The following is a 22,155-nucleotide window of genomic DNA, read 5'->3' as shown; positions in this document are numbered from 1 at the left end:
GGGCGCCATGAAAGAAAGAAATACTGAATTGATTGAGGTTTTTCGTCATTCAGTTCCGTATATCAATACACACAGAGGCAAAACGTTTGTCATTATGTTAGGCGGTGAAGCCATTGCGCATGACAATTTTCCTAATATCATCAATGACATTGGTCTGCTGCATAATTTGGGGATTCGCTTAATCGTCGTCTATGGTGCTCGCCCACAAATCGAACAGAATATTGCGGAGCACAACTACCAATCGGTTTATCACAAGCACACCCGAGTAACAGATAGCAAAGCCTTGGATTTGGTTAAACAAGCCGCGGGATTATTACAATTAGATATCACAGCGCGTCTTTCCATGAGCTTAAGTAATACACCATTACAAGGTGCCAATATTAATGTTGTCAGTGGCAATTTTATTATCGCCCAACCTTTAGGGGTCGATGATGGCATCGATTATTGCCACAGTGGCCGAATTCGCCGAATTGACGAGAAAGCGATCAACCAACAATTAAATAATGGCACGATCGTGCTGATTGGGCCGGTTGCGGTGTCTGTCACCGGAGAAAGTTTCAATCTGACTTCCGAAAAAATTGCCGCACAATTGGCGATTAAATTAAAAGCAGAAAAATTAATTGGATTTTGCGCCTCTCAGGGGGTGCTTGACGAAAAAGGAAATACTCTCTCAGAGTTACTGCCCGATGAAGGAGAGGCTCATCTGTGCAAATTGGAAAACTCAGCTGAGCGCTACTCAGACACTGCACGTTTCTTAAAAGGGGCAGTTAAAGCCTGTCGCCGTGGTGTCAACCGCAGCCATTTAATCAGTTATCAAGAAAATGGCTCGTTAATTCAGGAGTTATTCTCCCGCGAAGGAATTGGTACTCAGATCGTGATGGCGAGTTCCGAACAGATACGCCGAGCCAATATCAATGATATTGGTGGCATTCTTGAACTTATTCGCCCATTGGAGCAACAGGGTATCCTGGTACGCCGTTCACGGGAACAACTGGAAATGGAAATTGATAATTTCACCTTGATAGAACTCGATAATGTCACTATCGCCTGTGCTGCCCTGTACGCTTATCCTGATGAAAAAATCGGGGAAATGGCCTGCGTTGCAGTGCACCCGGATTACCGGAACTCTGCCAGAGGGGAAATATTGTTAAATGCCATTATCCACCACGCTAAACAGGCAGGGTTGGAAAAACTGTTCGTGCTCACAACTCGCAGTATTCACTGGTTTCAGGAGAAAGGTTTTGAGCCAGCAGGCATTGAGCTATTGCCCGTGGAAAAACAGGCGCTGTATAACTACCAGCGCCGTTCCAAAATTTTGGTGCTGAATTTACAGGATTGTAAACCTTATCAGCATTAATCTTAATCCAATCACACTCATCATATCCGATGATTACTGCGGGTTATTGCAGATTGAACCATTCCGCTAACCCGCTTCGCCGCTGTGTGACTATCGCCACTGCCTTGTCCAAAACTGGCTGACAGGCATAAAGGGTTAATTTCTCTCTGGCTCTGGTCAATGCGGTATACACCAATTCCCGGCTGACTAACGGTGAATATTGAGTGGGTAAAACCAGCGCCGTATGCTCAAATTCAGACCCTTGAGACTTATGTACCGTCATCACATAAGCCGTCTCATGGTGCGGTAATCGGCTCGGCTGAAACCCTTTAATCTGCCCATCAGATAACTGAAAATAGGCTTTCAGCTCATTCTCCTGATTCTTGAGCATAATCCCGATATCTCCGTTAAACAGCCCAAGCGTACTGTCATTACGCAAAATCATAATCGGACGCCCAATATAATTACGATTCTCTGTATTTTGGGATAAAGGTGTTCTGGGCAAGGTAATAACACCTTTCCGGTGCAGTAATTGTTCCACTCGTTGATTCAGCCCCGTCACACCAAAAGGACCTTCTCTTAATGCACACAGTAATCGAAAACGGTTAAATTCGGCCAGGATTGCTTTTTCCGATGCCTGCGCATTTGCCATCGCTAAGTATGGGTAGTAACCGGAAGCCGTTGCGGCCAGCAGATGCTGATAGTCGGCATCGACTAACAGTGGATAAAAATCAACGTCAGAAAATGACTGGCGCAATACCCTAGCAACACCGGCGCGATCTCCCCGATTAACAGCCGATGCCAACTGACCAATGCCAGAAGCGGCATTGAAGCGATAGCTCTTACGTAACAGGCATAGACAATCCCGCACCGCAGAACTGTTTTCAGTCGCGCGGGCGGAAGAATAAGGGTCTAACTGACATCCGGTTAACCGGCTTAATTGCTCGGCTCGCTCAGTACTATAACCCTGTTCGGCAAAACGGCAGATATCGCCTAATACTGCGCCGGCTTCAACCGAAGCAAGCTGGTCTTTATCCCCCAAGAAAATCACCTTCGCTCGGGACGGTAACGCCTCAATCAAATGAGCCATCATCGGTAAATCCACCATTGAAGCTTCATCAATGATCAAAACATCAAGGGACAGCGGATTATCACGACCATAACGCAATTTTTGGCTATCGGGTTGTGCCCCCAATAAGCGATGAATAGTCTGCGCCTGTTCTGGAATGCTACGCCACTGCTCTGACGTCAAATCGAGTTTCTTGACGGCCTCTCTCAGCGATTCAGTCAGTCTTGCCGCTGCCTTGCCGGTTGGCGCAGCCAACTGAATGCTTAATTTTTTCCCTTCATGCAACTTGATCAAAGCCGCAAGTAACTTCGCCACAGTGGTGGTTTTTCCGGTACCCGGCCCACCGGAGATCACTGAAATTCGGCTTGTTGCCGCCACTGCCGCCGCCACTTTCTGCCAATCAATTTCGCCTTCCACCGTCACACCAAAAAGATCATCTAAAATATGACGGAGCTGCATTTCATCCAGCGTCTCCGTCAACGTCACAGCAGCAAAAAACTGGGCAACACGCCGTTCACTGTGCCACAGACGCTGTAAATATAAACGGTCACTATTCCCCCCTTGTCGGCTGAGGACGATCGGTGTCGGAGACTCCCCCGTACTGACCGCCGGACAGGATTGTAACGCCGCCAGAATTTGCTGTAGTTCTGGCTCTCCAGCCAAAGCCCAAAGTGATGCGGCTAATTCAGGTTGCCTGCCTTCAAAAAAGTATTTTGGTGAAATCCGTTCCAACGGCAAACAAACATGCCCCGCACCTGACTCCGCACTTAACAAAGCCGCAATTAACAATAACAGCGGGTTTTCATCTTCAATCATCGCATACGCAAACTGCACATCCAGAGAGCGAAATAGCTTCTGGCTTACCGCTTGCTGCAACAATGACATCATGGCATTCATCCGCTTTTTCCCTCACCAACATCGCTAAAAAGCGTATCCAGTTCATCAATAAATTCAAAGGGGGGCAGATAATGGTAGATTCCCTGCCCCGGATTCGCCTTATCAATACCACGCAGAAACAGGTACATCACGCCACCAAAGTGCTGACGATAATCATAATTGGCCAGCCGATGGCGTAAATAACGGTGCACAGCCAATGTATAAAGCTGATACTGCAAGTCATAACGATGTTCTATCATGGCTTTTGCCATCGCCTCTTGCGTATATGCCTGGCTGTTTTCCCCCAACCAATTTGATTTGTAATCCACGACGTAAAACTTATCCTGCCAGCAAAAAACCAAATCGATAAAGCCTTTTAACATGCCTTTGACCTGATGAAAGGATAGCGGCGCACACTGTGCTGACAACGGATCATAGCGACGCGTCAGGGCATCCATTTCCTTTGCATGCAATAGCTTATCCACGGGCAGGTAAAACTGCATCTCACTTTGTCGTTGATGATGGGGCACACGAGCCAATTGTATGCCTTGTTCGTTCAGTTCTGCGCCAACGATATCGTCTATCCACCGCGCCAGGATCGAGGTCCATTTTTCGTCAAATCCTGAGGCAGTCAGTTTTTCCGCTAACCACGCTGGATCCGGGCGCTCACTGAAATCCAGCGCCTCTAAAATACTGTGCAGGAATGTCCCCGCCGCGGCCCCTCGTGGAAAAGTATGTGGCGTCATCTGTAGCGACGGTTTTCCCGCCTTTTCACCACGAGCATCCATATCCAGCTTCGGAGACATGGATTGCACAATCACCTCTACGGACTCGCCAAATACACCCGCAGACGTGTGGGCAGCCGCATATTGCAAACCGGAATAACTCGTCACCCGCCAGTCATCCCGAAGGGAACGCTGAAATCTTCTGGCTGCCAGCGATACACGATTTTCACTTTGTGCGCACCAGGGCGAATCAATAATCTCGTCTACCTGTTTAAGTTCTATATTGTCATCACAAAGCGCATTCAAGCTGCTTCTCAAGAGTTCGGCATCCCCTTTCTGCCCCTTTTGTAACAGGTATCCAAGCGCCGACAAGTGCAAATCCGTCTCACCCGATTTCCCCCTATTCCCTTTGATAAGCGGTGCCACACCAACACTACAGTGATAAACTGAGCGTGTTAACGCGACGTACAGCAAACGGAGATCCTCAGCCAAACGCTCTTCATCGGCCAGCGCCAGCGCTTTTTTCAATATTTCATCATCATGGGACAAGCTGAGGTGGGTTTCAAAGTGGTGGCGATCGTGATAAACCGCCTGCTTCTGTTTCCGGTAACCACAGATGAAAGGCAAACAAACCAACGGATATTCCAGCCCCTTCGATTTATGAATAGTACAGATTTGCACCAAATTCCGATCGCTCTCCAGCCTCAACTGCTGGCTTTCTGCTTGTGGATTCGGACGTGAAATTTGTTGCGCCAGCCAACGAACAACGGCATGTTCGCTATCTAACTGCTGAGCGGTTTCCTGCAATAACTCACCAATATGCATCACATCAGTAAGCCGACGTTCACCGTCATCACCGGCCAACAGGTTCTCTGCTATTCGATATTTCGCCATGACCGCCCGTAGCATTGGTAATACACCACGAGTACGCCACAAACGAGCATAACCATCAAATTCATCGACTAAACGATCCCACGCCGCTTCGTCGTGATTCCATTGATCAATGTGTTTGGCACTAAAACCAAACAAACTGCTGGCTAATGCACACCTCAATTCCCGTGCTTTTTCCGGCGCCAATACGGCTTGCAATAACCAAAGCACATCTTTCGCTTCTGGCGTCGCAAACACACTTTCCCGGTTGGATAAAAAAACCGAGGGTATGTTCAGCGTATTTAACTCATTACGGATTAACGCGGCTTCCCGGCGATCACGTACCAATACCGTAATATCTGCCGCTCTGACCGGGCAACTTGCTTTTCCGGTTCGGTATAAAAGTGCTTTTCCGGCTTGTCCTGCCTGCAACCAATCTCTTATCTGAGCTGCACACTGTCGAGCCATGTGTTGTTCATAGGCACCTTTGGAAACGCCTTCACCAGGCTGTAACCAAAATCGCAAAGCCGGCTGATCCGCATCATAAAAAGAAAATTTCAGCGCCTGATTTTTCTCCGCAGCTTTAACGTGAATGAATGGGATCTGTTCAAACCAGAATGGGCGCTCTGACTGGAGAAACAGTTTATTCACCGCTTGCACCATGGACACAGAAGAACGCCAGTTGGTTTCCAGCGTGTAATGTGCCTTGACGTTAGAACGGGCGCGGATGTAGGTAAAAATATCAGCGCCACGAAACGCGTAAATCGCTTGTTTGGGATCGCCAATGAACAGCAAGCCATGTTCTGGTGTTTCCGCATTTGGCGAGCGGGTTTCTGATGAGGGGCAATATATGGCCTGGAAAATGCGATACTGCTGTGAGTCCGTATCCTGAAACTCATCAATCATTGCGACGGGATAACGCTGCCGGATAGTTGCCGCAAGCTGCTTGCCTCCGGCGCGCTGCAAAGCACTATCCAGGCGGGTCAACAGGTCATCAAAGCCCATATAGCCCCGAGTCAGTTTTTCCTGATTGACAGATTGACGCACTTCGACAATCGCTTTGGCGATAATAATATCTTTCAGTGTCAGTGGATACTGATATAACCCATCAATGGCTTCAAACAACGGATGCTGCGGCACGTCCCCTTTTTTGGTCTTTTCCAATAAACGAGACTGACAAAATTTATCCAAATCTTTAGGCAGTTGATAGTCGGTGGTGGGCGATCTGGCCCATTCAGAAACACTCCTCAACCAATTAGGCAAATACTTCTTGCTGTAACTACGCTTATCAACACCTGAGAGCATGATAAGCCCTTCTAATTCAGCCGCGGCATCATTCCACTGACGCTTTATCGAATCAATTTGCTCAATGATTTTTTGATGACGGCTAAACAGCGTTTCATCCTCTTCAGGCGCATTGTCGATATACGGCATATCGCCGTGTAAATAGCCCGCAATATCTTTCAATAATGCTTCCGGCCCATTCCATATCCGGCTAACTTCCACAGCAATTGGCACTGGCAGGGGATAACAATGACGCCGCCAAAAATCAGCACAACCTTGTTTCCACAGTTGGCTTTCATCCTGAATTAACGTTTGTTCAAATAACACACCGGATTCAAATGCGTTATGCGCTAACATGCGCTGGCAAAAACCGTGAATGGTGTAAATCGCCGCTTCATCCATCTGGCGTTCAGCGGCCAATAACCAACTGGCTGCACTTTCCTTATCAGGGATTTCATCCAACAATTGCTGATAAGTCAGGTCACTAACCACCGTTTCTGCCCGTATACAGGCCAAGCGGAGTTGGTGAATATTTTCACGAATACGCCCACGCAACTCGTCTGTCGCGGCTTCCGTAAAGGTCACAACCAAAATTTCTTCAACATTCAGCGGCCGGGAAAAGGCAGCCGAGCCGCCCAATCCCAATAACAGACGAAGATACAGTAAGCCTATCGTATACGTCTTCCCCGTGCCTGCCGACGCCTCTATCAGCCGCTGACCATACAGCGGCAACGTTAACGGATTAAGTTTATGAGACGCGACTGCTTGATGACCTGACATCTGACATCCTGATATTTCAAAATCCGGTCTTTCATTGCTCACTGAGCGTTAACCTTAACCGGCAATTGCTTCTGTAAATCTGACACGCTATCGTAGGTTTTCCAGCCTTTCAGTTTAGCATATTGATACGCTGTGCCTTTTTCCCCGGTAATTTGGGATATCAGCGCCAACCCCTGACGCTTAATCACCGCTTTTTCATAAAACGTAATCAATTGTGCTTTCGTGGCTTTTTCCATTGCAGCGATCATTTTTTCACGTGTATCAAACTGAAAGTTATTGCGTCCAAAATCTGCGCCATAACGGGCGACTTCTGAATAGAAAGTCTGTGGGGGTTCACGCATCTCTTTCAGTAGTGAATTTTTATACTGTTCAAATTCAGCGTCAGACATCGCTTTCAGTTTTTTATCCGCCTGTTGATAAAAGTGCTGGTAACGGGTATGCAAATAGTCCGGTTGCTTGCTGTTACTTTGCAACAAGAAGCCCAATCCCCACTGCTCACCGACACTTTTATTGAAAGCATTAACCGCATAACCGAGCTGCTCTTTCGTCCTCAATTGCTCAAAAAACCACGGTGACACAATGTTACTCAGCAAGCTGGAATACACCGCTCCCGTGATACGGTCATACCCCGTTGGAATAAAAATTTCAGCCAGCGCATTATCTGTACTGTTCGCTGTTCCTTGAAAATTAGCGGCATAATGACGGTCGATGACAATGTGATCCCCCGTCCACCATACCGTCCCTTGATTCGCGAGTTGCTTCTGTGCGGATTGAACGATATGAATACTCTGCTGTTCCGTGAAATTACCAAAAACCAGCGCCTGTAATGCTGAGTGTTGGATCATGCTCTGACGATATTTCACAATATCGTCAATGGTGATGTTCTCCAGCACATTCAATTTTTCTGCTTGTTCAAAATAAGGCACACTGGAAAGGCGAGACATTGGCTGCATGGCCATTTGGAAAGCTTTGCCATTATTCGCGATATCAAGCTGTTCCCGATACCAGGATTTCGCTTGAGCCAGTTCCTCTGGTGTCGGTGTAAACGAAATATATTGCTCAATCGCGGAAGTCAATAATTCAGGCAAATGTTGCGTATAACCACTGACGCCGATCCGCAAACCGTCGGCATAACCGACAGAGATCCCCATTCCGCCAACTGAAGCCTGATAACCTAGCTGATTCAACGCCAGATCAGACAAATACCCCAATAACGTGTCTGAAATCTGATCCTGAATGTTCTTCAACCCATTAGGATGACGCATCTCAAGGGTAATGCTCCCTTTAGGTTCATCAGCAAAATATTGGCTTGGCATATACAGCACGCGGACATTTGGCTTTTCCAAAATCATTTCAGGGTGTTTTTGGTGGCCAGACGGCTTAATCAGGGACAGATCATCAGGAATGTAAGGGTTCAGTTCTGGCAAAGAGAATTGATCTGCTTGTGCGAGCTTTTTCCATTCCGCAAGCTGCGTTGCGGTTATTTTATTGACCTGGTAAGGTGCCTGTACAAAGTAGGCTTCTTTATTGTGGGGTTCCGTTGGGCTGGTAAACCAAATACGTGCATTTTCCGGTGTTAACTCATCCAAACGGCTGGCTATCGCTGTTGGGTTGAAGTCATCAGCAATATACCCCGCATCCAGGACATGGGAAATGGGCAAGACCAGCATCGTATCGGACAGCCATTCAATATAATTCATATTTCGCACGATGGATGCATACTGGTATGACAAGTTAAGCACCTTACCCATTTCATCAAAATAGTGCTTGTTAATCCCCTGCTGTTTTAACAGGTTAATATAAGAAAAAATGGCCGCGATCACTTGATCGCGCTGTTCAAGCCCCTTATCGGTCAAAGAAACCGCAATCGTAAATGTCCCGGAATTACCATCCGTTTTTGGACTTGCCCCTGCATCGATCCCTTCGATTAAACCAGCTTTATATAACCAGTCAGACAAGGTATTTTGACTACGATTGCCGATTAAATATCCAATATAGGTATCTGTTTTACTACGAAAATCGGCGCTATTGTCGGCAATGCTGAATTCCAAACGTAATGCTTTATGGGGCTGAGCCGGCACATAATGAATAATGATGCCTTTTTCTTTCTCTGTAATGGCAGGAACATGAATCGCAGGCACCGATGCGTGCCGATTAGGAATACGTCCGAAAGTGTCGGCCGCCATTTGAGCCAATTTATCGATAGGTTGGTTACCATATACCACGCCTTTCATCAAATTCGCGGAGTAATAACGTTGGTAAAAATCCACCAGTGCCGCCTGTAATTTACTATCCGGTTTATCTCTCAGCGTTTCTAAGTTTCCGCCAGAAAAGCGAGCATTAGGGTGGGCGGGATTGAGGGTTTCCGCACGGATTTGCCACATCCGATGCCCTTCCCCTGCGCGCGCAATGGTCATTTCATTATCAACGGCGTGACGTTCACGATCGGCATTAACTGGATCTAACAAGGGTTCAGCCAACGCATCGGCAAGACGATCAACAGCTTCGGATAAGGCCTCATTCTCAACTTCCAGATAGAATGCAGTACGGTTGGCCGTTGTACTGGCGTTACGACTTCCCCCATGTTTTTGCAAAAACTCGACCAATGATCCCGAGTGGGGATAACGGCTGGAACCCATTAATACCATGTGCTCAAGATAGTGAGCCAGGCCAAGCTGATTATCTGGATTTTCCATGTGACCCACTGGCAGCGCTACGGCAGCGAGTGATTTAATGGCTTTTTCATCAGAAACCAATAAGACCGTCATATCATTTTGTAATCTAATGGCTTTATATTGACGCGGATCACGTTCACTTTTATGAATCGTCTCTGGCAACGGTTGCCAGGAGAATTGGGCGTCGGCAGTGCCACCACAAAGCAGCAAAAAGAGCATCGTCATGATGCGGATGATAGATTTAGGCATAACCTAATACTCTCCCTAATGACTTAAACAAAAAATAAACTTTCCCAATAAGAGACTATTTGAGTAGTGACCCGCTTGACCAGCGCGCCATCGGTACTAAATAGTGCTGAATTTCACCTTTCATTCGTTCTAAAAGCCCTTGATCAACCTGCCGGAATGCCCGTTGAACATAGTGATCACTACTTTCCCCTTTTCTATCATGTGTTCCCAACCATTGTTCTAACAATTTATTCTCAGCGCTTTGCTGAGTTTCTTCACTAAAATCAATGTCCCCGGTTTTTTGATCAAAACAATCCACCAGCCATGCCCAACCACTTCGGTAAAACAAGGGAAGCGGTTCAGACATTCCCTGAAAATAACCCTCTATCAACTGGTTAAGATAGTGTTTTGCTTCATCCTGCAATAATGGTAAGAAGCGGTATTCTGACACTTTTTTATCTTCCTTTTCTTGTTTCCCTTTTTTACCAGTGCCATACATGCGGCTTTCACAGGTTCCTCCGGAAAGACAATAGGCAAGATGTTCAATCCATAATTGGATACCATCATTGGCCGTTAAGTTCGCTGGCCGCCAACGTAAAATGCCATCAGGCTGTACCTGATTCATTTTTCCGGTCAATATTACAGCATCTAACTTTTCATCGAGTTCTATGGAAAAAGAATCTGTTCTCTCTTTTCGCACCCGATCCGCCAGTGGCTGCATCGATTCCAATTGCGCCATCCAATAAACTTCACCAAAAGCGCCGTAGGGTAATCCTCCTGATGCACGCAGGTGATGGAACAACGATTCCGGTGCGCCCTGCTCAATCAGAATGCTTAACAATAGCTGGTTGAATTGGTAACGCTGCAAATTATCCAGAACAAAAGGCTCTTCTTCAGGCAACTCCATCTCTTCAATGACAAAATGAACTTTTAGCCGTTGCTGAAAAAAGGCCCTGACAGGATGTCGATAAAAACGGATTAATTCATCCAGGGTCACTTCGTGTATTTCACTGCGATCAAATGCCATCGGCTGACAAAAATCAGCCACAACATCCCCCTGTCGCGTCGCGGCAGGCAACCATTCTGTGGCATAACTTTGCAAGTGGTGGTGAGGTAGGAAATTTTCCGCCGCAAAAGGCACGCGAGTATGCTGAGAAAGTAAATGTTTTCTGATATTTTCGGCACTGTCATCAACATTCAACATCTCATCACCAGACAGACAAAAACTCTGGCAAATATAATCCAGTAGTTCATTGACTAATACGGATGGATTGCACTGAGTATCATCCCGAATTGATTTACCGATGTAACTAATCGAGAGGAACCGTTCCGCTGAAACCAACGCTTCCAGAAAGAGATAACGGTCATCATCACGCCGCTTTCTGTCCCCTCGCTGCGTTTTCTCTGCCATAAGATCAAACCCAAGAGGAGGGAGGGTTCTTGGATAAACCCCATCATTCATGCCTAGCAGGCAAACCACCTTAAAAGGGATGGAGCGCATCGGCATCAGGGTACAAAAATTCAGGGAACCTGCAAGGAAACGCTGACTAATTTTCTCATCGTCGAAACGAAGTGCCAACTCATCACGCAACAATACCAAAGGAATGCTGTCTTCATAATGCGCATTCAGGCCATTATCCACGACTTTTTGCCATTGCTGCGTAATCAGCGCCAGAACCAGTTCAATTTCATCATCTGCTTCGAAAAAAGTTTCCAGTAGTTGTGGGCAAATCGCCAGCCAATCCACCAACCGCTGTTCTTCGCTCAACATTTTACGCCAGCGATTCAGCGCCATTAAAAACTCTGCCAATTGCCCGGCGAGTTCCGCGGCAAGCCCACTGGATTCATCGTAAGGTAAAACGTTATTCCACGGCCCGGCATGGCTGTCCATTGCATAACCCAACAGCATACGCGTCAGACCAAAACGCCAGGTATTCTGCCCCGTAGCGGGCAATGACAGTGCCTCAATATTGTCATCATCCAACCCCCAACAAATCCCGGATTCTTTGACCCAACGCCGCAATAAACGCAGCCCTTCCTCCTGAATCGCAAATTTGTTGGCTAACGCGGGAACCTCTAATAACGCCAACACCTGCTCTGCCGTAAATCGACTCTGTGGTAAATCCAGCAGTGTAATAAACGCCTGTAAGACGGGATGCGCCTGACGCGCTTTACGGTCAGAAATGGCAAAAGGGATATAACGATCATTGGGAGCATTGCCAAAAACAGCCTGAATATAAGGCGTATAGCTATCGATATCTGCCATCATCACAATGATATCCCTTGGTGTCAGTAACGGGTCATCATCCAGCAAACGCAGAATTTGATCCTGTAATACTTCTACCTCCCTCTGCGGGCTATGGCATGAATGAAAAGACAGAGAGCGATCGTCATAATCAATCGGACGTTTTTTCAGACTATTGTTAAAGGTATTTTCGGTAGAGCCAATCTGGGAATGATCTTCAAGATTGAGAATATCCCGCTGAATTTGATGCAAGAGACAATCAGACTCCAGCTCCACAAAAGCGTGAATATCGGCATCAGGCTCTAATTGTGACAACAAATAGAGATTATCCCGGCCCAGTTTTCCCCAGGATGCCAATAATGGATTATTCAGCGCCTGCTCCCCCTCCGCATTAAACAGCGATGGTGCACCTTCTGGATTTTTAAACCGTTCCAGCAATTTTTGGTTTTTGTAATGTTTTGGTTTACGGCTATTCAGCCTGGCAAGAAATGCATAGCTCTGAATATCACCCCAATAATATTGGCATGGATTCGTAAACATCAGATGAATATCAATATGTTTGCCTAACACCTTAAATACTTGCAGATAAGTGGGGGGTAATACGGAAATGCCGCAAATAAAAATGCGTTGGGGAAGCTTCTCCGGTGGAAAATTCCCTTCTTCCAACATCGTGATAAATCGATGGTATAAATTAGCGCGGTGCCCCAAAGGTTGTTGTAGCTGGCGTGTATATTCTGTCAGCGCAGACCATAATCTTTTTTGCCATAACTGATTGCTGCTAAGGCCATCAATGAGTTGATCATTTTCCCAATATGTTAACCACTGTGGGCGATAAACCAGATATTGGTCAAACAAGTCAGCTATCCGGCCAGCCAACTGGTGGATTTTACGTTTATCGATGTCTTGATCAAGGTAATGCCTGAGTGCTGAAAACTCCGGCTCCGTCAATAACTCAGGCAGCAGGATCATCAATTTCCATTTCATGGCATCCTTACTGAAAGCGCTATCCTGGGGAATATCGGGCAATAGCCGAGCAAACATCTGCCAGATAAAGGTGGCAGGTAATGGAAATTCCATGTTCGCCGCAATACCCAATTTTTCTGCCAATTGAATCTGCAACCACTGTGACATTCCGGGGCTTTGAACCAAAATGATTTCTTTGTCAAATGGGTCAGGCAGAGGATTATTCCCGATCAAGTTCGCCATCAACTCCTTAAGAATATCGAGTTGATTTGAATGATATACGCTAAACATCAATGCTCCCCACTTGCACAAAACCAACGCTCTAATTTACTTGGTTTATTATAATGTACTGTCAGTTTAATCATGGCCTTATAACATCCCAATGCGTAAAATTCTCGCTGAAATTCCATTTCCCATCCCTGTTGTTTCAATGCCTCAATCTCTGTTTTCTGTAGATCAAACCGGCCTTCCCAACGTTCATATTGTTCCAGTTGATCATGCGCATATCGAACCGCCTTGAGCTGCCCCCAATATTGCTGAAAGTTGGCTGACAGCCCCTGATGGTAACGCATTAAGCCCAATAAAGAGATCGCAAATACAGCGGATGCCACCATAACTTCGGGTAAAGTCATGCCCGCTTGCCACTCACGTAATCCGGGGATTTTCATTAACAAAATTCGGCCTGAGACACCGGGCAAAAATCCAGCCAACCGCTTTCAACTGGCATGAGTTGCACAGCAATAAGTGTATCTTGATTTAAGGGTTTCATCTGTTTCATCCATTGATAAAGTTCGAGTTTTTCTCCTGAAGTCCATTGCGCAATCCCTTTTAGGAGAAACACATTGTCAGAATAATGCCTTAGACAACTTTTCAAATTAAATTCAGCTTGCTGTACGCAGAACCAATCATTTATTTTTTGCTGATCAATCTGCCATAATTGGATTTTTCCCCAGGCCAGTGAAGATTCTGCCTGCAAAAAGGCATTCAAATAATTTTGTTCATCCAACATCATCCTCATCGCGCTTTGCTGTTGATAGTGGAGCGCTTTTAACATCATCAAACTCAGCGCCAATAGCATCATTATCGATACCAGCAAAATATTGCCCTGTTGCTTGTCTTCTGCCATATGCATTTCATGCCCTGATCTATTTATTCCCTGATATTGCGCAGCCGAATCGTTGTTTGCTGACGATGCACAATTGATGAAGATTTCAGCCAATGACCTTCCATGGACAAAGTGATAAAAATTATCCCCCCTTTTGCACGTGATTTTTCAAGATGAAAGGTATCAATGACGATCTCTTTTGGATCAAATAGCCGCTCCCAACCACTTTCCTGACAATCTCCTGCCCCTCTCTTCCATTCAAGGGTTCGATTATTTAAGCGATAACCAAAAAACTCAGCTTCAATATGACCCGGTTTTTCCCATCTGTTATTTAAATTGAGATCAAAAGCAACAATAAAACAGGAATTTTCTGTTTCCGCATGTTTATTTTTAATGACCAAGGGATCGCCTTCACACTGTTTTCTCTCCTGACAATAACCGGCCCGCCGAATATCTTTCTCCATCAAATGGCCGACCCTATTGACTAAATAATGCAATCTATATTTACGATAGAGATCGAGGATTTGATTTGATAGTGCAGGATACGTTTTCGTCATAGCCATAAAAATCACACTGCTGATTAGCAAGGCAATCACTATTTCCAATAAAGAAAATCCTGCCTGTTTTTGTTTAAAACAAAAGATAGTCAGAGTCATGAATTTTTTATTCCCTCGCAATTCGGTAGCGGGTTAAGGGTATTGCTGCATGTCCTGATCCGGCCGCGCCCTGAAATGACAACGCTAATTTCCCCTGCCGAATTTGCCAAAGTGAAACTCGCTGGCATGGCTGTATTTCTGATGCCATAAAAATCAATATGATCCGTTGTGGAAAATGGCAAAAAGACATCTTCATGGGGAGAGTTCACCCGCTCACCTTCACCCGCATTACAATCAGTCATTTTGGTGACTGACGAGACTAAACACCAACCCTGCCCTGCGACCAACCACAATGTACGATCCTGATTCAAATAGTTTGCCAAAGCCTGCTGCCTTTCCATAAAAGACAACACATTATTCACTGCAGATTGTAAATGCAGGCGATGTTGATATTTTCCCCAATGAGATAATCCCCAGGATAAGCTAATCGAAATAATGATCATCGCGATCATTAGCTCCAATAATGTAAATCCCTGGTGCTTGTTACTATTTTTGTACACCATTATGTCCTGATTTATATATCACGCCTATTTTTAACTAAGTTAAATATTGACGATCCGGAGACAAATGAACAGACTCATTGCTTGATTATGCGAAGGGATTTGAAGAAAAATCAGGTATGTTACTTTATTACATTCTCATTGCGTAACAGTTCACAAAATAAACGTATCATTACGTGGGGTAAAAAAATAACCCGGTATAAACGCCGAATGCTCATGTACGTATCGATTATTATCACTAACACGTAAATTCCCTGTAGCGCGCCGCGTGAATTGAAAAAATGTGTCATTTAAATTGCGAAAAATTAGCACATAATGATTTTATCAAAACATGTGGCGTACTTAGATTGCTTTGCGGTCAGTTAAATAAATCAGGGCTGAGAAAAAAGATTAATATTCTGTTTTATAAATAAAAACAGGAAGCTACTCCGGGGCGGGCTGGTATAACAGCTAAATTCAAATGACAAGGTAATATTACTTATGAGGCATGTATACTGCGTCAGGTTATACTTATTCTGCTATAGGTTAAAACCGGCAATCGGCGGCAACCCGATTTTAAAAATAAATCAAGGAAAAAAATCCTTCCTTGAGTTCCAATGAATTATTATCAAATCGGTTTCTCTATTGATTTATACAGCATATCAAGTTGATGAATGCGTTGGCGGTAACTTTGTAGCAGGCAGGTTGTATTTCCCTTGCATTTTTGGCGCTGTTTCAGCCAGGCATTTTGGCTATCATACATCTCGCCTGATACACCCATGGCAAACAATCCACGCAGAAAGTGGTATTTCACACTTAACTCCACATCCAGATCATTGAGTTTTGGATTTGAACAAATGCTTTTCTCATCCGGTGCCTTAGCTTTTGCACAGTCAAAACTGGCAGCAAAACTCAGTGGGGAGAAAATAAGTAACATAAACCAGAGATATTTCATTTACTTCTCCTTATGAGGAAGGATGACAGGCCCTGGCCCGGTTTGCAATTTTGGCGGCACAATGTTTTCGAACTTGAATGACCGGGCTTTGCCGGTGACATCTAACTTGCAGGAAAATCGTATGTTGTGCCAGCCATCATCAGTTCTGTACATACCTATGCCGACCAATTCAGACGTGTTTTTGAGATTAATATCCTCTGGTGAATCAATACCAAGAAAAACTTTATCCGCGTCTTTATGATATTTCTGAATAACGGGTAAGGCAAAAGGGCGACAAATAAACTCTGCCACTTTTTTGGTCTCTGACCAACCCTCTACCATTGATAGGGCAGATTTATCGATAACTTGTTCATTAATCTGCTGTTGAAGGTATTTTTTCTGGTTTGGAGATAATTGTTGAGAGGGTACTTGTGCTTGTGCAAAGGCAGATAGCGCAAAGACAGAGGAGAGTAGACTGATGGCCCCCAAATAAGTTAAGTATCTTGAGTAAAACATAATGGCATACCCCTTGTTTGAGATTAAAAAAGTATGGCACAGATTTTTGGCAAATGCCATTAATATACTGCCACTGTATGAGTCTTCATTAAAGTACCTTCCAATTGATCGCTAAGGATAATATTGTCGATATTGTATCTTTCACATTATCGATAAGGATGATATTAGGATATTCTGTTTTTGTGATATACGGATGAAGATTTTCTACCAACTTATTATTTGCTATATCGCCTAATTCTCTAATACTATAGCCAATCCCGGTGGAACATGATGCAACCTCTGTAATTTGCTGAGTCAGAGTCCACTGTATTTCAAAGTATTGTGTTGGTGCATGGTCATGCATCTTTTGAATTTGGTCATGAATCATGAAAGTATCATCATCTGAATTAGAAAACTTAGCATACATATCTAATTCACTAAGGTAAAAAAATCCTGCATCCTCATATTCACCTAAATCAACATCAGATTCTCCTTCTTTATCGACAAAGAATAAAATGGCTGTGCGCGTTCCATTAGCGGTCAGGGTATTAATCGTTGAGTCGGAGACGTTACCTACACCGTTATGGTAGAATAAATGATTAATGTTAGATAATTGATCGAATAAATCAAACCACTGATCTTTGTTAAAAGGACGATATGTCTCAAAGAAACCGACATCTAAATTAAGAGAATGTGAAAGTTTTATCATAATCAATTCATTATTGTATTTTGCAAATAGATTAATTCCATTAATAATAGATTCTATTGATTCACCAAGGGCACCTTCCCAAATGCCAACTTTACTAAAATGCTCAGTAAAAAACTTCCCATCGCTAAGGGCAGGTCTAATATCAAAATATCTTATGCCTAATTTCAACTGCCCTAAGATATTATTTGTTTGAGTTAATGTATTACATTCGGCAGCCAAAAATGTTTTCCATGTAACGACACTCATTCCTGCATCGTGAGAGCCTGGGATACAGATCTCTTTTAGTGAATGATTCCCTAAAAGATGAAGGTGGTCTTGCATCCAAGATTCAGCATTTATATCAGGCCCTATATAATAACCAGCATCACCAATAAGAAATAAGTACGTTAATTCCTTTGATTTCCAATCAAGGCTGACTGTATCCCCTTTTTTATGATTGAGTGTTTCTATATTTTCCAAATAAATTTCTAAACCTAGTCGTCCAAAATTAATTTGATACCTTCCAAGTATTCTGAAGCAACTATTTTTTGAATCCATTATTTGGTATTGGACATCAAAGTAACAATTTACTATGTTATTCTCATCAGAGCCGAAAATAAAAAAATGTTTATTTTCATGTGGATTAATTAAATCAGGGAAGACAGAAGTATCTACATTTTGTGATGTTTCAGATATTTTTTTCCAAACAGAATCTGTGCCATTAACTGGCATGAAATTTGCGATTTGAAACATGATTATCTCTCCTCATTAAATATAACTATATATTATTATCTCTATATGTTACTTTTAATTATAGCAAGGATTATCAAATATCAAGTTGGATTTAAAGAATTTTTGTTATATCGAGTAAACATAAAATATTATTATATTTTTGAAATGAGCAACCATACTTCGCCTTATTTTTAGCGAGTCATGGTTTTTTAAAAGGTTTTATAAACAGCTTATTATGATAAATGATCATAGATCAATCATATCGTCATTTAGATATTAACTATATTGATTCATAAGGTTTAAGCTTAATTTCATGATCCATTCATAAGTTTCAGCACCCATAATGACCACACCAATTTCTCGGTAAAAATCATCATATGGGGTGGCGTCGGTTCTGTCGCATTAAGCGGTGAGATCAGGTAACCTACCTGTATTTACCGAGCCAGTCTCCCATGTCGTTAATCCGAAACGCCTTTAAACGTCTTCACACTCCGATTGATATTATCGCCCAATGCGTGCGATGGTATCTCGCTTATGCCCTTAGCCTACGTAATCTCGAAGAGATGATGGCCGAGCGCGGTATTGAGGTTGACCACGCGACGTTGCACCGTTGGGTCATTCGATTGGTACCGTTGCTGGATAAGGTGTTTCGCCGCCATAAATGTCCCGTCGGGCGTCGTTGGCGAATGGATGAAACATACATCAAAGTTAGAGGTCAATGGAAATACCTGTACCTAGCTGTCGACAGCTCAGGGCAAACCATTGACTTTCTGCTCACCGCCAAACGGGATGCGCCAGCGGCGCGGCGTTTCTTTCGCAAAGCCATCCGTCACCACGGCGAACCTGAAATCGTGACCATTGACAAAAGTGGTGCTAACACGGCAGCCTTAGACTCACTCAACGCAGGAAAGACCAAAGAAGACCACATTGCTATCCGGCAGAACAAATACCTCAACAATTTGATTGAACAAGACCACCGTAATATCAAACGTCGAATACGACAGATACTGGGGTTCAAATCGTTTCGTCGGGCACAAACGTTCTTGGCTGGCATCGAACTGATCCACATGATACGCAAAGGGCAATATCAACTTCCACACGGGGGTGAATTGTCACCTGCAGAGCAATTTTATCGGTTAGCTGCCTAAATAATCGACAACGCCGCTTTTTGCTGACTTGCCTCCGTTAATGCGACAGAGCGATTTAAAGTGAATGAACAAAAAGTCTATCTGTCACCTATTATTGACTTATTTAATCAAGAGGTTATCGCTTACAACGTGGCGAAAAAGGCGAGTCTGCCTTTAGTGACAGAGATGCTAAAAGAGGCATTAGATGGGCTAGATGCTCACTCTAAGCCACTCATTCACAGTGATCAAGGTTGGCAATATCGGCATAAGGCTTATCAAAAGCAACTTGCTGATAAAGATATTAAACAAAGTATGTCGAGGAAAGGGAACTGTTTGGATAATGCGATGGCAGAAAACTTTTTTGCCTTACTCAAAACAGAAATGTATCACCAGCAGCACTTTAAAAGTGCGGATGAACTGATTGAAAAAATAGAAGAATACATTGAATATTACAATACAAAACGGATCAAGGTGAAATTAAAAGTAAGCGTACGGGGAACCCCACCTAGCCAGGATAAATCCATTGATTAAACTAGTTTCACCTATTATGATGATGGAAAAAACTCACATGAGCCAATCCAGGTTTACTCAAGCCGAGTGGCGGGACCTGTTTGAACAGCAGAAAAAATCCGAACTGACTGTCCCGCAGTTTTGCCAAAAAATCGGTGTGTCGACAACCCGGTTCTATCACCACCGCCAACGCACCTCCCATCCACCAGACAAGCCGTCTGGGCTGGCTTCACCGTCTGCTTTTATTAAAGTCAGCACCGCTCAGAAAAAATCCGCCTCATCCAGCACACTCCCCATCTTATTTGAGACACCACATGGCACACTGCGTTTTCCTGCCGGCACGGATAAGCATGTTATCATTGCGATTATTCGGGGGCTCGCCGCATGAAAATGTTTGTGGATGTGCCGGAGGTGTATTTGTGCCGCTCATTTATCGACTTCCGAAAATCCATCAACGGGCTGGCGGTCTGGGTGGAGCTGGAAATGCAACTGTCTCCGACGCAAACCGCGTTATTCCTCTTTTGCAACAAGAAGCGGGATAAACTCAAAATCCTCTACTGGGATAAAACCGGGTTTGCGCTCTGGTACAAACGGCTGGAGAACGCGAAATTCAAATGGCCCACCGCCGTCAACAGCGCCTCCCTGACCCTGACAGAGCAGCAACTGCACGGGTTGTTATCGGGTTATGATGTCATCGGGCACCAGCCCTTCTCCGTACAGGATTGCCATGTCGCCTGATCCCTTGATGATCATCAAACCAACGGGCATTAATTACGCTTTTTCGCCGGGGATGGCATAAAATGTCCCCATGAAAATTGATATTGATGCCCTGCCCAATGACCCCGCTGAACTGAAACGGCTGCTGATTAAGCAGTCGCAGCGGCTGGCCTTTTTGGAAGAGCAGTTCCGTTTAGCCCAACAAAAACGGTTTGGGGCTTCCTCGGAAGCGTTCCCCGGCCAGGGGGAGTTGTTTAACGAAGCGGAAGAAATTGCGCTGCCGGCTGAAACGGCCGCCGCACAGGAAACCCTCACACTTCCCCGCCGTAAGCCGACACGCAACCCCCTGCCCAAAGATTTACCGCGCGAAACCGTGTTCCATGATATCGCCGAGGAAGAAAAACAGTGTGCGTGCTGTGGCGGCAGGTTGCATCAGATGGGGGCAGATCGCAGTGAAAAACTGTTGTTCATTCCCGCTCAAATCAGGGTGGTTGAGCATGTCCGCCCCAAATACGCCTGCCGTGAATGTGAAAAATCCGGCATTCAGACGCCTGTCAAACAAGCCTCCCTGCCAGCGATGCCCATCAGGAAAGGTATGGCGACCAGCAGCCTGCTCAGCCAGCTTATCACCAGTAAATATCAGTATGGGTTACCGCTGTACCGTCAGGAAAGTGTGTTCAAACAGTATGGCATTGACCTCAGCCGCCAGACCCAGAGTGACTGGATATTAAAATCCGCGCAGTTGTTTACGCCGTTGGTGGCCAGGTTCAGGGAAATGCTGTTGCAACAACCGGTTCTCCATGCGGATGAAACCCCGGTGAAGGGGGTGACGTCTGAAAAAACGACCCATTACATGTGGGTCTATTGTGTGGGCACTGATACCCCCGAACCGGCGGCGCTCACACCGAATATTGTGCTGTATGACCACCAGGCCAGCCGTTCAGGCACCTGCGCTGCTGACTATCTCGCCGGTTTCCAAGGTTATCTGCAGGTGGATGGCTATCAAGGCTATGAGCAGACCGGTGCCCGGCTGGTCGGTTGCATGGCCCATGCCCGTCGTAAATTTATGGAAGCGAAGCAGGCGCAGGGAAAAAACAAAACGGGCAAAGCCGATATCGCGCTGAGCCTGATCCAGTCACTGTACCGGGTCGAGCATCAGATCAAGGAGTTAAGCCCGGCAGAAAAATACCGGATCCGCCAGGAAAAAGCGCTTCCTATCTGGGATAAGTTATCGGCCTGGCTGGTTAAAACCCAATCCCAGGTGATCCCCAAAAGCAAGCTGGGTGAGGCCGTCACTTATCTGAGCAATCAATGGGCAAAACTGATCCGCTATCGTGAGGATGGCCGCTTGTCAATCGACAATAACCGGGCCGAAAGGGCGATCAAACCGTTTGTCATCGGGCGAAAGGCGTGGCTGTTCAGCCATACCTCGCGCGGTGCACAAGCCAGTGCGATCCTCTACAGCGTCATTGAAACGGCCAAAGCCAATGGATTGATCCCTTTCGATTATGTCATGACTTGCCTGGATGAGTTATGCCAACCCACCCCGGATCTGGAAAAACTACTGCCCTGGAAAAAAGTGATAAGCAAGGTGTAGTTTAGTTGACGCTTACAATTAAAAGGCCTAACTCCGATAGCATATCGAAATCAGGCCTTACACG

The 22,155-nt window shown here is 45.1% G+C and carries 17 protein-coding genes; 6 read left to right on the top strand and 11 right to left on the bottom strand.

Annotated elements, in window-relative coordinates; translation table 11 throughout:
* The first annotated feature begins 7 nt into the window (after positions 1–7).
* On the top strand, positions 8–1,357 hold the full coding sequence (gene argA / locus XPG1_RS01195; protein WP_045957462.1) for an amino-acid N-acetyltransferase: 1,350 nt from the start codon (positions 8–10) through the stop codon (positions 1,355–1,357).
* A gap of 43 nt (positions 1,358–1,400) precedes the next feature.
* On the opposite strand, the gene recD is transcribed toward argA, so the two are convergent.
* From recD to XPG1_RS01140, 11 genes are all read right to left on the bottom strand, one after another.
* Positions 1,401–3,302 (bottom strand): exodeoxyribonuclease V subunit alpha, encoded by a 1,902-nt coding sequence (recD, locus tag XPG1_RS01190; protein ID WP_045957461.1) that lies wholly within the window; start codon positions 3,300–3,302, stop codon positions 1,401–1,403.
* Positions 3,299–6,940 carry an exodeoxyribonuclease V subunit beta gene (recB, locus tag XPG1_RS01185; protein ID WP_045957460.1) on the bottom strand — a complete coding sequence of 1,214 codons (3,642 nt, stop codon included), beginning with the start codon at positions 6,938–6,940 and terminating at the stop codon, positions 3,299–3,301. The genes recD and recB overlap by 4 nt, the downstream gene beginning before the upstream one ends.
* A gap of 38 nt (positions 6,941–6,978) precedes the next feature.
* Positions 6,979–9,864 (bottom strand): pitrilysin, encoded by a 2,886-nt coding sequence (ptrA, locus tag XPG1_RS01180; protein WP_045957459.1) that lies wholly within the window; start codon positions 9,862–9,864, stop codon positions 6,979–6,981.
* 55 nt (positions 9,865–9,919) lie between these two features.
* A complete protein-coding gene (gene recC, locus XPG1_RS01175) occupies positions 9,920–13,342 on the bottom strand; it encodes an exodeoxyribonuclease V subunit gamma (RefSeq protein ID WP_045957458.1) in 3,423 nt (1,140 codons plus the stop codon).
* Entirely contained in the window at positions 13,342–13,719 is a 378-nt protein-coding gene (locus XPG1_RS01170) for a prepilin-type N-terminal cleavage/methylation domain-containing protein (RefSeq protein ID WP_045957457.1), read from the bottom strand. Before XPG1_RS01170 ends, recC begins: the two co-directional genes overlap by 1 nt.
* Positions 13,719–14,183 carry a YgdB family protein gene (locus XPG1_RS01165; RefSeq protein WP_045957456.1) on the bottom strand — a complete coding sequence of 155 codons (465 nt, stop codon included), beginning with the start codon at positions 14,181–14,183 and terminating at the stop codon, positions 13,719–13,721. The genes XPG1_RS01170 and XPG1_RS01165 overlap by 1 nt, the downstream gene beginning before the upstream one ends.
* A gap of 17 nt (positions 14,184–14,200) precedes the next feature.
* On the bottom strand, positions 14,201–14,812 hold the full coding sequence (locus XPG1_RS01160; protein WP_045957455.1) for a prepilin peptidase-dependent protein: 612 nt from the start codon (positions 14,810–14,812) through the stop codon (positions 14,201–14,203).
* The gene (locus XPG1_RS01155; protein ID WP_231853036.1) at positions 14,809–15,315 is read right to left on the bottom strand and encodes a prepilin peptidase-dependent protein; all 507 of its coding nucleotides are present in this window, start codon (positions 15,313–15,315) and stop codon (positions 14,809–14,811) included. Before XPG1_RS01155 ends, XPG1_RS01160 begins: the two co-directional genes overlap by 4 nt.
* Positions 15,316–15,919: 604 nt before the next feature.
* Positions 15,920–16,246, bottom strand: a complete 327-nt coding sequence (locus XPG1_RS01150) for a lysozyme inhibitor LprI family protein (RefSeq protein WP_045957453.1) — start codon at positions 16,244–16,246, stop codon at positions 15,920–15,922.
* The gene (locus tag XPG1_RS01145; protein ID WP_231853035.1) at positions 16,247–16,801 is read right to left on the bottom strand and encodes a hypothetical protein; all 555 of its coding nucleotides are present in this window, start codon (positions 16,799–16,801) and stop codon (positions 16,247–16,249) included.
* Between the two features lie 28 nt (positions 16,802–16,829).
* Positions 16,830–18,161: a PI-PLC domain-containing protein gene (locus XPG1_RS01140; protein WP_045957452.1), complete on the bottom strand. Its 1,332-nt coding sequence runs from the start codon at positions 18,159–18,161 to the stop codon at positions 16,830–16,832.
* A 431-nt stretch (positions 18,162–18,592) separates the two neighbouring features.
* On the opposite strand from XPG1_RS01140, the gene XPG1_RS01135 reads away from it, so the two are divergent.
* The 5 genes from XPG1_RS01135 to tnpC all read left to right on the top strand — a co-directional run bounded on the left by XPG1_RS01135 (position 18,593) and on the right by tnpC (position 22,091).
* The gene (locus XPG1_RS01135) at positions 18,593–19,288 is read left to right on the top strand and encodes an IS6 family transposase (RefSeq protein WP_045957451.1); all 696 of its coding nucleotides are present in this window, start codon (positions 18,593–18,595) and stop codon (positions 19,286–19,288) included.
* Between the two features lie 60 nt (positions 19,289–19,348).
* Complete coding sequence (locus XPG1_RS01130; RefSeq protein WP_084717245.1) at positions 19,349–19,798, top strand: IS3 family transposase; 450 nt, start codon at positions 19,349–19,351, stop codon at positions 19,796–19,798.
* A 37-nt stretch (positions 19,799–19,835) separates the two neighbouring features.
* Positions 19,836–20,165: an IS66 family insertion sequence element accessory protein TnpA gene (gene tnpA, locus XPG1_RS01125; RefSeq protein WP_231853008.1), complete on the top strand. Its 330-nt coding sequence runs from the start codon at positions 19,836–19,838 to the stop codon at positions 20,163–20,165.
* A complete protein-coding gene (tnpB, locus tag XPG1_RS01120) occupies positions 20,162–20,515 on the top strand; it encodes an IS66 family insertion sequence element accessory protein TnpB (RefSeq protein ID WP_012986901.1) in 354 nt (117 codons plus the stop codon). Before tnpA ends, tnpB begins: the two co-directional genes overlap by 4 nt.
* Positions 20,516–20,585: 70 nt before the next feature.
* On the top strand, positions 20,586–22,091 hold the full coding sequence (gene tnpC / locus XPG1_RS01115) for an IS66 family transposase (RefSeq protein WP_045957449.1): 1,506 nt from the start codon (positions 20,586–20,588) through the stop codon (positions 22,089–22,091).
* Positions 22,092–22,155: the final 64 nt, after the last annotated feature.

Source organism: Xenorhabdus poinarii G6, from assembly GCF_000968175.1.
In the GTDB taxonomy this organism is placed as follows: Bacteria; Pseudomonadota; Gammaproteobacteria; order Enterobacterales; family Enterobacteriaceae; genus Xenorhabdus; species Xenorhabdus poinarii.
This window is presented reverse-complemented; position numbering and strand designations above follow the sequence as displayed.

Bases quoted from the DNA above. Each gene is read 5' to 3' on its own strand.
- XPG1_RS01170 (WP_045957457.1), bottom strand. From the start codon at position 13,719: ATGAAAATCCCCGGATTACGTGAGTGGCAAGCGGGCATGACTTTACCC.
- tnpC (WP_045957449.1), top strand. From the start codon at position 20,586: ATGAAAATTGATATTGATGCCCTGCCCAATGACCCCGCTGAACTGAAA.
- XPG1_RS01155 (WP_231853036.1), bottom strand. From the start codon at position 15,315: ATGGTGTACAAAAATAGTAACAAGCACCAGGGATTTACATTATTGGAG.
- recC (WP_045957458.1), bottom strand. From the start codon at position 13,342: ATGTTTAGCGTATATCATTCAAATCAACTCGATATTCTTAAGGAGTTG.
- XPG1_RS01150 (WP_045957453.1), bottom strand. From the start codon at position 16,246: ATGAAATATCTCTGGTTTATGTTACTTATTTTCTCCCCACTGAGTTTT.
- tnpA (WP_231853008.1), top strand. From the start codon at position 19,836: ATGAGCCAATCCAGGTTTACTCAAGCCGAGTGGCGGGACCTGTTTGAA.
- ptrA (WP_045957459.1), bottom strand. From the start codon at position 9,864: ATGCCTAAATCTATCATCCGCATCATGACGATGCTCTTTTTGCTGCTT.
- tnpB (WP_012986901.1), top strand. From the start codon at position 20,162: ATGAAAATGTTTGTGGATGTGCCGGAGGTGTATTTGTGCCGCTCATTT.
- recD (WP_045957461.1), bottom strand. From the start codon at position 3,302: ATGAATGCCATGATGTCATTGTTGCAGCAAGCGGTAAGCCAGAAGCTA.
- argA (WP_045957462.1), top strand. From the start codon at position 8: ATGAAAGAAAGAAATACTGAATTGATTGAGGTTTTTCGTCATTCAGTT.
- recB (WP_045957460.1), bottom strand. From the start codon at position 6,940: ATGTCAGGTCATCAAGCAGTCGCGTCTCATAAACTTAATCCGTTAACG.
- XPG1_RS01160 (WP_045957455.1), bottom strand. From the start codon at position 14,812: ATGACTCTGACTATCTTTTGTTTTAAACAAAAACAGGCAGGATTTTCT.
- XPG1_RS01145 (WP_231853035.1), bottom strand. From the start codon at position 16,801: ATGGCATTTGCCAAAAATCTGTGCCATACTTTTTTAATCTCAAACAAG.
- XPG1_RS01165 (WP_045957456.1), bottom strand. From the start codon at position 14,183: ATGCATATGGCAGAAGACAAGCAACAGGGCAATATTTTGCTGGTATCG.
- XPG1_RS01135 (WP_045957451.1), top strand. From the start codon at position 18,593: ATGTCGTTAATCCGAAACGCCTTTAAACGTCTTCACACTCCGATTGAT.
- XPG1_RS01140 (WP_045957452.1), bottom strand. From the start codon at position 18,161: ATGTTTCAAATCGCAAATTTCATGCCAGTTAATGGCACAGATTCTGTT.